The sequence below is a fragment of the Roseovarius sp. CH_XMU1461 genome (assembly GCF_037027165.1).
Classification (GTDB): Bacteria; Pseudomonadota; Alphaproteobacteria; order Rhodobacterales; family Rhodobacteraceae; genus Roseovarius; species Roseovarius nubinhibens.
In genome coordinates this window covers 90,008-102,402 of the sequence record NZ_JAYMDV010000005.1, presented here as the reverse complement: position 1 = coordinate 102,402, position 12,395 = coordinate 90,008, and the positions used below count along the sequence as shown (strand labels likewise).

11 protein-coding genes, 1 tRNA gene and 1 riboswitch are annotated in these 12,395 nt (G+C 66.4%); of the genes, 5 read left to right on the top strand and 7 right to left on the bottom strand.

Annotation, left to right across the window (positions count from 1 at the left end; all coding sequences use genetic code 11):
* Nucleotides 1-69 precede the first annotated feature (69 nt).
* The 5 genes from WA237_RS14750 (at nt 70) to WA237_RS14730 (ending at nt 4,754) form a co-directional block, all read left to right on the top strand.
* Nucleotides 70-390 (top strand): hypothetical protein, encoded by a 321-nt coding sequence (locus WA237_RS14750; protein ID WP_336098566.1) that lies wholly within the window; start codon nt 70-72, stop codon nt 388-390.
* Nucleotides 391-468: 78 nt separating this feature from the next.
* Nucleotides 469-1,755: a homoserine dehydrogenase gene (locus WA237_RS14745; protein ID WP_336098564.1), complete on the top strand. Its 1,287-nt coding sequence runs from the start codon at nt 469-471 to the stop codon at nt 1,753-1,755.
* 96 nt (nt 1,756-1,851) lie between these two features.
* On the top strand, nt 1,852-2,817 hold the full coding sequence (gene glpX, locus WA237_RS14740; RefSeq protein WP_336098563.1) for a class II fructose-bisphosphatase: 966 nt from the start codon (nt 1,852-1,854) through the stop codon (nt 2,815-2,817).
* Nucleotides 2,818-2,836: 19 nt separating this feature from the next.
* Complete coding sequence (recJ, locus tag WA237_RS14735) at nt 2,837-4,576, top strand: single-stranded-DNA-specific exonuclease RecJ (protein ID WP_336098560.1); 1,740 nt, start codon at nt 2,837-2,839, stop codon at nt 4,574-4,576.
* Nucleotides 4,577-4,679: 103 nt separating this feature from the next.
* Nucleotides 4,680-4,754: transfer RNA gene (locus WA237_RS14730), tRNA-Glu, on the top strand.
* Nucleotides 4,755-4,915: 161 nt separating this feature from the next.
* On the opposite strand, the gene WA237_RS14725 is transcribed toward WA237_RS14730, so the two are convergent.
* From WA237_RS14725 to cobM, 7 genes are all read right to left on the bottom strand, one after another.
* Nucleotides 4,916-6,880, bottom strand: coding sequence for an oxidoreductase (locus WA237_RS14725; RefSeq protein ID WP_336098557.1), 1,965 nt, complete (start codon nt 6,878-6,880; stop codon nt 4,916-4,918).
* Between the two features lie 33 nt (nt 6,881-6,913).
* Nucleotides 6,914-7,573 (bottom strand): helix-turn-helix domain-containing protein, encoded by a 660-nt coding sequence (locus WA237_RS14720; RefSeq protein WP_336098555.1) that lies wholly within the window; start codon nt 7,571-7,573, stop codon nt 6,914-6,916.
* Between the two features lie 185 nt (nt 7,574-7,758).
* Nucleotides 7,759-8,505 carry a precorrin-6A synthase (deacetylating) gene (gene cobF, locus WA237_RS14715; protein WP_336098554.1) on the bottom strand — a complete coding sequence of 249 codons (747 nt, stop codon included), beginning with the start codon at nt 8,503-8,505 and terminating at the stop codon, nt 7,759-7,761.
* An 88-nt stretch (nt 8,506-8,593) separates the two neighbouring features.
* On the bottom strand, nt 8,594-9,271 hold the full coding sequence (locus tag WA237_RS14710) for an energy-coupling factor ABC transporter permease (RefSeq protein ID WP_286905706.1): 678 nt from the start codon (nt 9,269-9,271) through the stop codon (nt 8,594-8,596).
* 52 nt (nt 9,272-9,323) lie between these two features.
* Nucleotides 9,324-9,507: riboswitch (cobalamin riboswitch) on the bottom strand.
* Nucleotides 9,508-9,572: 65 nt separating this feature from the next.
* Entirely contained in the window at nt 9,573-10,292 is a 720-nt protein-coding gene (gene cobA / locus WA237_RS14705) for a uroporphyrinogen-III C-methyltransferase (RefSeq protein ID WP_216016325.1), read from the bottom strand.
* Nucleotides 10,289-11,608, bottom strand: coding sequence for a cobyrinate a,c-diamide synthase (locus tag WA237_RS14700; protein WP_336098551.1), 1,320 nt, complete (start codon nt 11,606-11,608; stop codon nt 10,289-10,291). Before WA237_RS14700 ends, cobA begins: the two co-directional genes overlap by 4 nt.
* Entirely contained in the window at nt 11,601-12,395 is a 795-nt protein-coding gene (cobM, locus tag WA237_RS14695) for a precorrin-4 C(11)-methyltransferase (RefSeq protein ID WP_336098550.1), read from the bottom strand. The genes WA237_RS14700 and cobM overlap by 8 nt, the downstream gene beginning before the upstream one ends.

Here is a 12,395-nt window from a genome sequence, read left to right as displayed (position 1 = left end):
CCCTTGCTTGCCACCTCGGGCGAAAGAGTGGCATTAGGGTCTCCGTATCGTTGCGAACCGGACCTGATCATGCCCCACCGCGCCTCTCGCCTCTCGATGGCTCTGGCCCCTGCCCTGATCCTGGGTGGGCTGGTGTTTGCAGTCTCCGGCTGCACGCAGTTCCCCGAGGTGAACGCCTCGGTGAGCGACGAGATGGCCAACAAGCCCTATCCCGATCTCGTGCCGATCCACACGCTCCGGGCGCGCATCGACAGCCCTAGCCTCACCCCGCAAAACGCCGACGCCGTCGCCGCCCGCGCCGACGCCCTTCGATCCCGTGCCGCCGCGCTCAAGCGGCGCGAAGCGGTCGATGCCCAGACCCGCGCCCGGATGGAGCGCGGAGTTAGGTAGAAAAGGGGTAAAAGCCGCGTTGCGCCCCTGACCTTTACCCGTTACATCGCCTTGAACCTAGCGAAACGGGAGAGTGAGATGAGCCAGCCTCTGCGCCTTGGGATTGCCGGTCTGGGGACCGTCGGCACCGGAGTGGTCAAGATTGTCCGCCAAAAGGCCAATCTCCTGTCGATGCGCGCCGGTCGGCCCATCGAGATCACCGCCGTGTCCGCCCGCTCGCGCAGCAAGGACCGGGGCATCAACATCAACCATTACGCCTGGGAAGACGATCCCGTGGTGCTCGCCCAGCGTGACGATGTCGATGTCTTCGTCGAGCTCATGGGCGGCAGCGACGGCCCCGCCAAGGCCGCGACCGAGGCCGCCATCGCCGCGGGCAAGGATGTGGTCACCGCCAACAAGGCGCTTTTAGCCCATCACGGTCAGGCCCTCGCGCTCAGCGCCGAAGAGGCCGGCCGCGTGATCCGGTTCGAGGCTGCCGTTGCAGGCGGCATCCCGGTGATCAAGGCACTGACCGAAGGTCTCGCCGGGAATGAAATCACCCGCGTCATGGGCGTGATGAACGGCACCTGCAACTATATCCTGACCCGGATGCAATCGGCGGGCCTGCCCTATGATGTGGTCTTTGAAGAGGCCAATCAGCTCGGCTATCTCGAGGCCGATCCGACGCTCGACGTGGGCGGCATCGACGCCGGTCACAAACTGTCGCTGCTGGCCTCCATCGCCTTTGGCACCCAGGTCGATTTCGGCGCGGTCGAACTGGAAGGGATCGAGCGGATCACCATTCAGGACATTCACCACGCTGCTGATCTCGGCTTCCGGATCAAGCTTTTGGGCGTGTGCCAGATGACCGGTCGCGGACTCGAACAGCGCATGTCGCCTTGCCTCGTCCCGGCCGAGAGCCCGCTGGGCCAGCTCGAGGGCGGCACGAATATGTGCGTGCTCGAAGGCGATATGGTCGAACAGATCGTGCTCCGTGGTCCCGGCGCGGGCGAAGGCCCGACCGCCAGCGCCGTGATGGGCGATGTGATGGATATCGCGCGTGGCTTCCGGGTCTCGACCTTTGGCATGCCGGCCGCCGAGCTGAGCGCCGCCAAACCGGCCCAGGCCGTGACCCCCGCCCCCTATTACCTGCGCATTTCGCTCGATGACAAACCCGGGGCGCTGGCCAAGGTCGCCAAGGCGCTGGGCGAGGCAGGCGTCTCCATCGACCGCATGCGTCAGGTCCGCCATGACGAGGCCACCGCGCCGGTTCTCATTGTCACCCATAAAACCACCCGCGCCGCGCTCGACGAGGCACTGGCCCATATGGCCGGTCTCGATGTCATCGCCGAGACGCCGGTGGCGCTGCGCATCGAAAAGGTCTGACCTCGCGGCCTGCCCGCGCGCATGTCCCGCGACTTGTGCGCGGGGCGGCACAAAGATAAACCTGTCTGCGACCCAAAGTTTCAAGGAAGATTGCCCATGTCCGCCGCCACCACCGATTTTGACGACCGTATGCTGTCGCTGGGTCTTGCCCGCGTTTCCGAACAGGCGGCGCTTGCCTGCGCGCATCTTATCGGGCGCGGCGATGAAAAGGCCGCCGATCAGGCCGCTGTCAACGCCATGCGCGAAGAGCTTGGCAAGCTGGCCATCGCCGGTGTCGTGGTCATCGGCGAAGGTGAACGCGACGAGGCGCCGATGCTCTATATCGGCGAAGAGGTCGGCACCGGCGAAGGCCCGGGCGTCGATATCGCACTCGACCCGCTCGAAGGCACCACACTGACCGCCAAGGCCATGCCCAACGCGCTGACCGTGATCGCCATGGCGCCGCGCGGCAGCCTGCTGCACGCGCCTGACGTCTATATGGAAAAGCTGGCCATCGGGCCGGGCTATGACAAGGATGTGGTGGGCCTCGAGATGAGCCCCCGCGAGCGTGTCGAAGCGCTGGCCAAGGCCAAAGGCGTCAAGCCCTCCGAGATCACCGTTTGCATTCTCGAACGCCCCCGCCACGAAGACATGATCGCCGAAGTGCGCGAAACCGGCGCGGCCGTGTTCCTCATCCCCGATGGGGATGTGGCCGGTGTCATCCACTGCGCCGAAGCCCGCCTGACCGGCATCGACATGTATATGGGCACCGGCGGCGCCCCCGAAGGCGTGCTCGCAGCCTCGGCGCTCAAATGCATGGGCGGTCAGATCTGGGGCCGTCTGCTGTTCCGCAACGACGACGAAAAAGGCCGCGCGACCAAGGCCGGGATCACCGATTTCGACCGTGTCTATTCGCGCGACGAAATGGTCACCGGCGACGTGATCTTTGCCGCGACAGGCGTCACCGACGGTTCGCTCGCCTCGGGCATCAAATCGCGCCCCGGCTATGTGGAAACCGAAACCGTGCTGATGCGGTCGAAATCCGGCTCGCTGCGCCGCATGGTCTATCGCAAGCCGGTGTGAGCCAGCGCGAGCCCCTCACATGAGCTTTCTGGGCATCGCGCAATCGCTGACCGGACGGCGCTGGATCGGTCCCACGACCGAAATAGACCGGCTCGCCGAGGCGATGGCCCAGACCACCGATTTGCCCCGCGCCCTGTGCCAGATTCTGGCCCGGCGCGGGGTCGCGCCGCAAGAGGCCGAGAGCTTTCTCACCCCGCAGATCCGTGACCTGTTGCCCGACCCCCGCGGCCTCAAGGATATGGAAGCGGCCGCACAGCGGTTTCTTTTGGCGGTACAACGCGGCGAGAGAATCGCGATCTTCGCCGATTACGATGTGGACGGCGGCAGTTCTGCGGCGCTTCTCATCGACTGGCTGCGGCAGATGGGCCGGGCCGCCACGCTCTATGTGCCTGACCGCATCGACGAGGGCTATGGCCCCAATGATGCCGCCATGGCCGAGCTCGCCAGCAGTCACGATCTGATCATCTGCGTCGATTGCGGCACGCTGAGCCACGGGCCGGTGGCCGCGGCCAAAGGCGCGGATGTGGTCATTCTCGACCATCACCTTGGCGGCGAGACCCTGCCCGAGGCGGTCGCGGTGGTGAACCCCAACCGACAGGATGAAGACGGGGCGCTGGCGCATCTCTGCGCGGCGGCGGTGGTCTTTCTGATGCTGGTCGAGGCCGGGCGGCAGCTGCGCGAGGCCGGGCAAAAAGGCCCTGATCTCATGGCGATGCTCGATCTCGTGGCGCTGGCCACCGTGGCCGATGTCGCGCCTCTCATCGGTGTCAACCGTGCCTTTGTGCGGCAAGGGCTGCGCGTCATGGCGCGGCGCGAACGGCCGGGGCTTGTGGCGCTGGCGGATGCGGCGCGGCTCGACCGGCCGCCTGCGGCCTATCATCTCGGCTTCGTGCTTGGCCCCCGGGTCAACGCGGGCGGGCGGATCGGCCAGGCCGATCTTGGCGCGCGGCTTTTGAGCACCGACAACCCTGCGGAGGCGCGCGCGCTGGCCGACCGGCTCGAAGAGCTCAACCGCGAACGCCGCGATGTCGAGGCCCAGGTGCGCGCCGCCGCCCTCGATCAGGCCGAGGCGCGCGGGCTCGATGCGCCGCTGGTTTGGGCGGCGGGCGATGGCTGGCACCCCGGTGTGGTGGGAATCGTTGCCAGCCGCCTCAAGGAGGCCGCCAACCGTCCCGCCATCGTCATTGGCTTCGATGGTGATGAGGGCAAGGGCTCTGGCCGCTCGATCTCGGGCGTCGATCTGGGGGCCTCGATCCAGAAGCTTGCCGCCGAAGGGCTGTTGATCAAAGGCGGCGGACACAAGATGGCCGCCGGGCTGACCGTGGCCCGCGATCAGCTTGATGCCGCGATGGCGCGCCTGTCGGAACTGCTCGACAAACAGGGCGCAGGGGCTGCCGGGGCCGCCGATCTGCGGCTCGACGGTCTCTTGATGCCCGGGGCCGCGACGCCCGAGCTGATTGATCAGATCGACGGCGCCGGCCCCTTTGGCGCCGGGGCCTCGGCGCCGCGCTATGTGTTCTCGGACATGCAGATCAGCTTTGCCAAGCGGATCGGCGAGAGCCATCTCAAACTGCGGTTTGGCGATGGCATGGGCGCGTCCTTGGAGGCGATCTCCTTTGGCGCGTTCGATGGCCCGCTGGGCCCCGCGCTGAGCGAACATGGCGGGGCGCGGTTTCATCTCGCGGGGCGGCTTGAGATCAATCATTGGGGTGGGCGGCAGAGTGTTCAGCTGCGTTTGGAGGATGCGGCGCGCGCTTAAAATAGGTGGCTCGAAAAAAAATCGGAAAGAAGTGCATTTTGCTGCAAAAATCCTCTTGCACCCGTCCCCGGTTTTGCCTAGTTACGCGACACGCCACGGCGCTGGCCCGTTCGTCTATCGGTTAGGACGCCAGGTTTTCAACCTGGAAAGAGGGGTTCGATTCCCCTACGGGCTGCCACTTCACCGCGGTGTTTCCACAGAAAATCAGACTAAGAAATCAGAGCCTTACCTGACAAAGCTCAGGTTGCGCGCGGCTGCGTTTATCGCGTTGATTTACCCCTCACGGGGTGACCCGTGGCGGCCCAAAAGCGCCACGGATCGCAAGGTTTTCAAAGCGCGTCAGACAGCCCGACCGGCGCGGAGACCTTCGAGCACGGCCTCTTCGGCGGTGCGTGGGGCGATGCAATCGCCGGCCAATTCATGCGAAATGCCCATGCGGCGAAGCGTCTGTTCTACGTCGGTATCCGGTCGGTGCCCCTGACAGAGCACCAGCGTGTCCACTTCTTCGCAAATCACCGCCTCCTGGCTCATGATATGCTGGAGATAGACGCTGTCCTCATCCGCCCCGAAGAGCCGCATATAGGGCAGCACCTCGACGCCGAGGCTATGGAGACGGCCAATGCCTGCGTCGCGCACATACATCTGGATCGTCTGCCCGGGCATATAGCCGTTGACCGCAAGGCGCACGCGATGGCCTGCCTGGGCCAGATGTTCGGCGAGGCCCATGCCGACCCAATCGGCGCGCCAGTCGGCCACGACGACCGAGGCCCCGACCTGAGCCTTGCCCTGCAGCACCTGCCAGGCATCGACCACGTGATCAAGATCATCGCCCTCGAATCGCGGCCAGCGCGGGATGGCCCCGGTCGCCACGATCACCGCCTCGGGGGCAAATTCGGAAATGACCGCCTCATCCACGGTGACACCTTTGCGGAACTCGACCCCGGCCAGTTCGCATTCGCGGGTCAGGTTGGTGATGATGCCGCCAAATTCGGCGCGATGCGGCAGAAGCTGCGCGAGCCGCGCCTGACCGCCAAGCTGGGTCTCGCGTTCAAAGAGCGTCACGTCATGGCCGCGTTCTGCCGCCGCAGCGGCGCCCTTGAGCCCGCCGGGGCCGCCGCCGATGACCATCACGCGGCGCGGGCTGGTGGCGGGCTGCGGCGCGCCAAGGGTTGTTTCACGGCCGCTCACCGGGTTCTGGATGCAGGAGATCGGATAGCCCGCGTGGAAATGCCCGATACAGGCCTGATTGCAGCCGATACAGGCGCGGATATCGTCGAGCCGCCCCTCCCCGGCCTTGTTGCCAATTTCCGGGTCGCAGATCATGGCGCGGGTCATGCCGCACATATCGGCCTGCCCCGAGGCGATGATACGCTCGGCCTCTTGCGGCTGATTGATGCGGCCAGTGACGATGGTGGTGAGGCCGGTGCGGGATTTGATCGCCTGCCCCAAGGGCGCGGTATAGCCCGCCTCTTCATACATCGGCGGCGCGATATGGACCGAGCCTGCCAAGGTGGCGGAAGAGCCCGCCACAACGCTCAGATAATCGAGCGTGGCATGGTCGGCGATATGCGCCCAGGCGTCGAGCGTGTCGGATTGTTCGAGCCCCTCATGGCTGCGCTCGTCGCCTGAAAGGCGCATGCCGACGACAAAGCCCGCGCCGGTCTTGGCCCGAATATCGGCGGCAATTTCGCGCAAGAATCGCGTGCGGTTTTCCAACGAGCCGCCATAGTCATCGTCGCGCTGATTGACCTCGGGGTTGAGGAATTGCGCGGGCAGATAGCCATGCGAGGCCACCACTTCGACCCCGTCGAGCCCGGCCTCTTCCATCCGGCGGGCCGCGTCGCCATAGGCGCTGATGACCTCGGCGATCATCTCGGGCGGCATCGGGCGCGGCATGACGTGAAACCGTTCATTGGGCGTGGCCGAGGCGCTGTAGGACACGGGCGCGGTGCCATCCTCGGAGGCGATCATCTCGCGCCCCGGATGAAAGAGCTGGGCGATCAGCCCGGTGCCATGGGCATGGATACGTTCGGCCAGGCGGCGATAGCCGGGAATGCAGGCATCGCTGTCGACGCGGATCGGATCGGCCACGAAGACCGCACTCGGATGGACGAGCGCCACTTCGGTCACGATGAGACCGGCACCGCCGCGGGCGCGGGCTTCGTGATAGGCGATGAGTTTCTCGCCGATCTGGCCCTCTTGGTTGAGGTGGGTTTCATGCCCGGTGGACACGATGCGGTTGCGCAGGGTGAGCTTGCCGAGGGTGATGGGGGCGAAAAGCTGGGGGAAATGGTCCTGGCTCATGAGGCGGTCCTGTGGCTGGTCTCGATCGGGCGATCAGAAGCTGGGCGGGGTGAGCGCCCAGATGACGATGGTTTCGGTCTCGGACGGGTTGCGGTAGCGATGCGGCGTGGCGCTGTCGAAGGCAAAGCTGTCGCCCGCCTCGAGCCGGTGATGGGCGTCGCCGACCCAGAGCTCGAGCACGCCGGAGAGCACCAGTCCCGCCTCTTCGCCCTCATGGGCATAGACCGTGTCGACGCCGCTGCCGGGGGCGAAGCGGCAGGAGAGCAGTTCGAGCTTGCCGCCCAGACCGGGGGTCAAAAGCTCGTCCCGGATGCCGTCATCATAGGCGATGGCGCGGCGCTCAGCCCGGCGCACGATGATGCTACGCTCGGCGGTGTTTTGATCGGGGGAATCGGGATCTGGGGTCCCCGAATCTGGGGCCTCGGGACCGGGGAAGAACCAGCTCACCGAGACGCCGAGCGCCCGGCTGATCCGAAAGAGCGCGGTGACCGATGGGCGGTTTTGGGCGCGTTCGATCTGGCTGATGAAGCCGGTGGAGAGCCCCGTCGCCTCGGCCAGAGCGCCGAGGGTCAGGCGGCGCGCCTTGCGCAGGTTGCGGATCTCTTCGCCGAGGCCGGGATCGACGCGCGACATCTCGAGCGTGTCCATGTTGAACGGCGCGGTGAGCAGCTGACCTTCGTGGTGATTGGGCATGCGGTGCCTTCTGGGTTTGTAAAATTTATCATATATAATTTTACAATTGTGCAGAAGTCAACGAAAAGCGTCACACCCCGCGCCGGACCCTGGGCGGGGATTGGCGCGGTTCTATGGCGCACGCGTGAGTCAAGAACGCGGCCTAAGCTGCCTGCCCTATTAGATTTTCCGTGAGTCTCGCCCGGTCAGAGCGCCGGACCCCGGCGCAGCATATAGACATCCATGAGCCAGCCATGGCGGGCGCGGGCCTCGGCCCTTGTCTCGATGATGCGCGGGCCGATCTCTTGCAGCGGGCCGCTCAGCAGGATCTGTTCCGGCATGCCGAGATAGGCGCCCCACCAGATGTTGAGCCCGTCGGGCTCGATCTGCTGAAAGCTGCATTCGCCGTCGAGCATGACGATGGCGGTGTCGCTCTCAATCGGCAGGCCGTGATCGCGGAGCCGTCGGCCGGTGGTCACGGTCACCGCCCCGTTCACGGTGTTGAAAGGGATGGCATGGGCCGCGGTCAGCGCCTGCAGCGCGGTTATGCCAGGCACGACGCGAATGGCGGGTTTCGGGTCGAGCCGCTGGGCGATGCGCAGGGTGCTATCGTAGAGCCCCGGGTCGCCCCAGACCAGAAGCGCCACGGGGCCATCGGACGTGCCCTCCGCGAGGGCCGATTGCCAGCGGCGGGCGATCTCGTCATGCCAGGCGATGACGCGGTCCTGATAGGGCAGGCTGTCGTCGCGGGTGGGCATGTCGAAATGCAGGACGCGGGCGGTGGCCCCGGCGGCGTCGAGAATTCGGTGGCGCAATTCGGCCAGATCGTCCTTGGCCGGGCCTTTGCGCGGGATCAGGATGGTGGCCGCGTCGCGCAGCGCCGCCTGCCCTTCGAGCGAGATATGGGCGGGAGAGCCGGTGCCGATACCGACCAGCCACAAGTCACGGATCATATTGAGGTCTCCTGATGCGAAACGGCCCGGCCCTCTTAGCAGAGGCCGGGCCGCGATGCCAAATTATCGCGTGTCGGTATCGCGTCGGTTATGCGGCTGCATAGAGACGGCGCGCGAAAAGCCCCGCCGTCGCGCCGTTGCGCAGGGTTTTCGCCACGGCGAGCACCGCGAGATCGGCCAGCGGCTCGACCAGAACGACGAGCATATAGGCCGCACCGAATGTGCCGACGGCGGCGAAGGTCTCGGCGCTGACGCCCTGGCCATAGAAGGCCCAGAAGGCGACCCAGGCGACGACACCGCCTTGATAGATCCCCGAGAGCTTGAGCACATGGGCATAGTCGAGATCGACATAGGCCCGGTCCTGCGGCAGGAGCCGTTTGGCCAGTGCCGAGATCGCCAGCAGCGGCACCAGAAGCGTGGTCACGTTGACGAAATACATCGGCATGTCGGTCGGGGCGAAGAACATGCCCTGGATGAGCAGGCCGAGCGCCAGACCGATCGCCGCGGGGGCCGCGCCGAGCAGCAGGAACAGGGTCGTGCCGAGGATGAAGTGGACTTCGGAGACGCCGACCGGGAAATGCGGCAGCACTTCGAAGAAGACGAAGGTGCCGAGCGCGGCGAGCAGGCTGCGGATGGCGAAGGAGGCGGGCTCGCTCTGCTTGAGGTCCTGCCACGCCAGTTTCGCGGTATAGCCCGCGGCACCGGCCGCAGTGGTGTAGGCAAAGGCCATCTTGGCACCGTCAACGACACCGGGTTCGATATGCATAGGATCTTCCTTCCTGTCTAGCTGCCCCACCGGCAGCGTTGTGAACCGCTCTCGCGGCAGATGATCAATGGCAGGTTTCCTGACTTACGGGTCGTCGCGTTGTCGGCCTTCCCAGCCCAGCTCGGGCCAGTGGTTTTCCTAAACGCTCGCCGCTTACAGTTGCGGGGGCAGTCCGGGGGTTTCACCCGGTTCCCTTTTTCAGCCACTTGCGTGACGCCATCGAATGGAAGGAGATTAGCAGCGCCCCGCGACCGCACAAGGATAAATGCGGCAGATCGAGGTCGCTTTGCGGATGTTTTCGCTACATCTCGGCCAAAGGCCCATAAAGGATGAGCGCCGGACGGTCGCCGATCTCTGCGCCAAGCTGTGCGGCGAGATCGGCCACGGTGCTGCGGGTGACCTGTTGCTCGGGCGTGCCCACCGCCTCAGCGAGGATGGCGGGCGTCGTGCCGGGCAGACCGGCGGCGGTGAGCGTCTCGGCCAGCAAGGGAAAGGTCCGCTTGCCCATGAAAACCACGGTACAGGCCGAAGGATCGGCCAGCGCGGTGATGTTGAGATCGTCGGGCAGTTTGCCGCCCGCGTCATGGCCGGTGACGAACTGCACCCGCCGCGCCGTCAGCCGCCGGGTGAGCGGGATGCCCGCCGCCGCCGCCGCCGCGATGGCCGAGGGCACGCCGGGGATGATCTCATACTCGATCCCGGCGGCGCGCAGCGCGACCAGCTCTTCCTCGAGCCGGCCAAAGAGGCCGCTGTCGCCGGATTTGAGCCGCACGATACGGCCCCCCTCGCTCGCATACTCCACCAGCAGGCGGCTCACATGGTCTTGGCGCGGCGAGAGCCGCCCTGCCCGCTTGCCGACACCGATGAGATCGGCATCGGGATTGGCATGATCGAGGATCGGCCCGGCGGAAAGATCGTCGAACAGCACCGCATCGGCGCGTTTCAGACGGTCCACCGCCTTGAGGGTCAAAAGCTCGGGGTCGCCGGGGCCGCTGCCCACGAAACTGACAAAACCGCTCATGAGGCCTCCGCGGTGATGAGGTGGAAGAAGGTGCCGGTGACATGGCCGCGCCGCGAGCCGGTTTCGGGCACCGGGTTGCCATCGGCGTCAAAGACCTGCGCCAAGGGCGCGTCGGGCTGATCGAGGATCATGGAATAGTGGAACTCATGCCCGCGCAGCGCCTGTCCCGCGTCAAAGCCCGGCATCGGCGTGTCGAGCACGGCGCGGCGATAGCCGAGGTGGAATTTGCGCTTTTCATAGGAGGTCTCGAGCCCGAGAAGCCCGGCCATCTGATGGCGGGTGCCCTCCTTGTCGACGAGCCCGGCGCCGAGCGCCATATAGCCCCCGCATTCGCCATGGACGGGGCGGGTTTTGGCGTGCTGGCGCAGCCCGGTCAGAAAGGTCCCGGCGGCGGCGATCCGGCCTGCGTGCAATTCGGGATAGCCGCCGGGCAGCCAGACCAGATCGGCGCTGGCATCGGGGGCCTCGTCCGCGAGGGGCGAGAAAGGCAGGATTTCCGCCCCGGCCCGCCGCCAGCCTTCGAGGATATGGGGATAGGTGAAGGAAAAGGCCGCGTCACGGGCGAGCGCGATGCGCTGCGCCGGGGGTTTCGGCAGATGCGCCGCGCCCGTGGGCAGGCCAGAGCCTTGGGCCGCAACGCGGATGAGATCGAGATCGACATGGGCGCGCAGGAAGTCGGCATAGCCCGCGATGGCCGCCTCGAGATCGGGGTGTTCCACCGCCTGAATGAGGCCCAGATGCCGTTCCGGCAGGGTCAGATCGCCACGCCGGGGCAAGACGCCGAGCACCGGCAGGCCGGCGCGCTCCATCCCGAGACGGGCGAGCCGTTCGTGACGGGGGCTTGCGACGCGGTTGAGGATGACACCGGCAAAGGGCAGATCGGGCATGAAATTGCGAAAGCCGAGGGCGGTGGCGGCGGCGGATTGCGCCTGACCGCTCACATCGAGGACGAGCACCACGGGCCAGCCCATGCGCCGCGCGGTTTCGGCGCTCGAGCCAAAGCCCGACTGACCGCGTGTCGCCACCCCGTCGTAGAGCCCCATCGAGCCTTCGGCGACGCAGATATCGGCGCCTTGCGCCTCTTGGGCGATGGCCGCCAAGAGGCTCTCGTCCATGGCCCAACTGTCGAGGTTGAAACTGGCGCGGCCGCTGGCGGCGAGGTGAAAGGCCGGATCGATGTAATCGGGGCCGGATTTATAGGGCTGCACCACTTGGCCCGCATCGCGCAGCGCGCGCAGCAGACCGAGCATGACCGTGGTCTTGCCAGTGCCGGAGGACGGGGCCGAGATCAGCAGGCCGGGGGGCATCTCAGTCATCGCCATGCTGCCATTCGCTCCACGGGCTGTCGGCGGTTTGCGGGCGGTAGCGGCGGTCGTAATCGGCGGCGTAGAGCCGGCTCTCGGCAAAGCCTTCTTGGGCCAGCGCGCGGCCGACGAGGATCAACGCGGTGCGCGAGATCGAGGCGTCGACATTTTCGGCCACGGTGCCGAGGGTGGCGCGGATGATCTTCTCGTCCGGCCAGCTCGCGCGGTAGACCACCGCGACCGGGCAATCGGCGCCGTAATGCGGGATCAGCTCGTCCACCGAGCGTTCGAGATTGCCGATCGACAGGTGCAGCGCAAGCGTCGCCCCGGTGCGGCCGAAATTGGCCAGCGTTTCGCCATCGGGCATCGAACTCGCCCGGCCCGGCGTGCGGGTCAGCACCACGGATTGCGCCACGCCCGGCAGGGTGAGTTCCGTGCCGAGCGTCGCGGCGGCAGCAGCGAAAGAGGGCACGCCGGGGGTCACGGTATAGGGGATGCCTGCGGCCTCGAGGCGGCGGATCTGTTCGCCCATGGCGGACCAGACCGAGAGATCACCGGAATGGAGCCTTGCCACGTCCTGACCGGCGCGATGGGCGGCTTCGCATTCGGCGATGATCGCGTCGAGATCCATCGGCGCGGTGTTGATGATCTTGGCCCCCTCCGGGCAGTGACCCAGTACCGCCTCGGGGACGAGCGAGCCTGCGTAGAGGCAGACCGGCGAGGCGGCGATGATGTCGCGGCCGCGCAGGGTGAGCAGATCGGGCGCGCCGGGGCCTGCGCCGATGAAGTGAACGGTCAT

Excerpts from the sequence above, each read along its gene's own strand:
- WA237_RS14750 (WP_336098566.1), top strand. The coding sequence starts at position 70 with ATGCCCCACCGCGCCTCTCGCCTCTCGATGGCTCTGGCCCCTGCCCTG.
- WA237_RS14745 (WP_336098564.1), top strand. The coding sequence starts at position 469 with ATGAGCCAGCCTCTGCGCCTTGGGATTGCCGGTCTGGGGACCGTCGGC.
- glpX (WP_336098563.1), top strand. The coding sequence starts at position 1,852 with ATGTCCGCCGCCACCACCGATTTTGACGACCGTATGCTGTCGCTGGGT.
- recJ (WP_336098560.1), top strand. The coding sequence starts at position 2,837 with ATGAGCTTTCTGGGCATCGCGCAATCGCTGACCGGACGGCGCTGGATC.
- WA237_RS14725 (WP_336098557.1), bottom strand. The coding sequence starts at position 6,880 with ATGAGCCAGGACCATTTCCCCCAGCTTTTCGCCCCCATCACCCTCGGC.
- WA237_RS14720 (WP_336098555.1), bottom strand. The coding sequence starts at position 7,573 with ATGCCCAATCACCACGAAGGTCAGCTGCTCACCGCGCCGTTCAACATG.
- cobF (WP_336098554.1), bottom strand. The coding sequence starts at position 8,505 with ATGATCCGTGACTTGTGGCTGGTCGGTATCGGCACCGGCTCTCCCGCC.
- WA237_RS14710 (WP_286905706.1), bottom strand. The coding sequence starts at position 9,271 with ATGCATATCGAACCCGGTGTCGTTGACGGTGCCAAGATGGCCTTTGCC.
- cobA (WP_216016325.1), bottom strand. The coding sequence starts at position 10,292 with ATGAGCGGTTTTGTCAGTTTCGTGGGCAGCGGCCCCGGCGACCCCGAG.
- WA237_RS14700 (WP_336098551.1), bottom strand. The coding sequence starts at position 11,608 with ATGACTGAGATGCCCCCCGGCCTGCTGATCTCGGCCCCGTCCTCCGGC.
- cobM (WP_336098550.1), bottom strand. The coding sequence starts at position 12,395 with ATGACCGTTCACTTCATCGGCGCAGGCCCCGGCGCGCCCGATCTGCTC.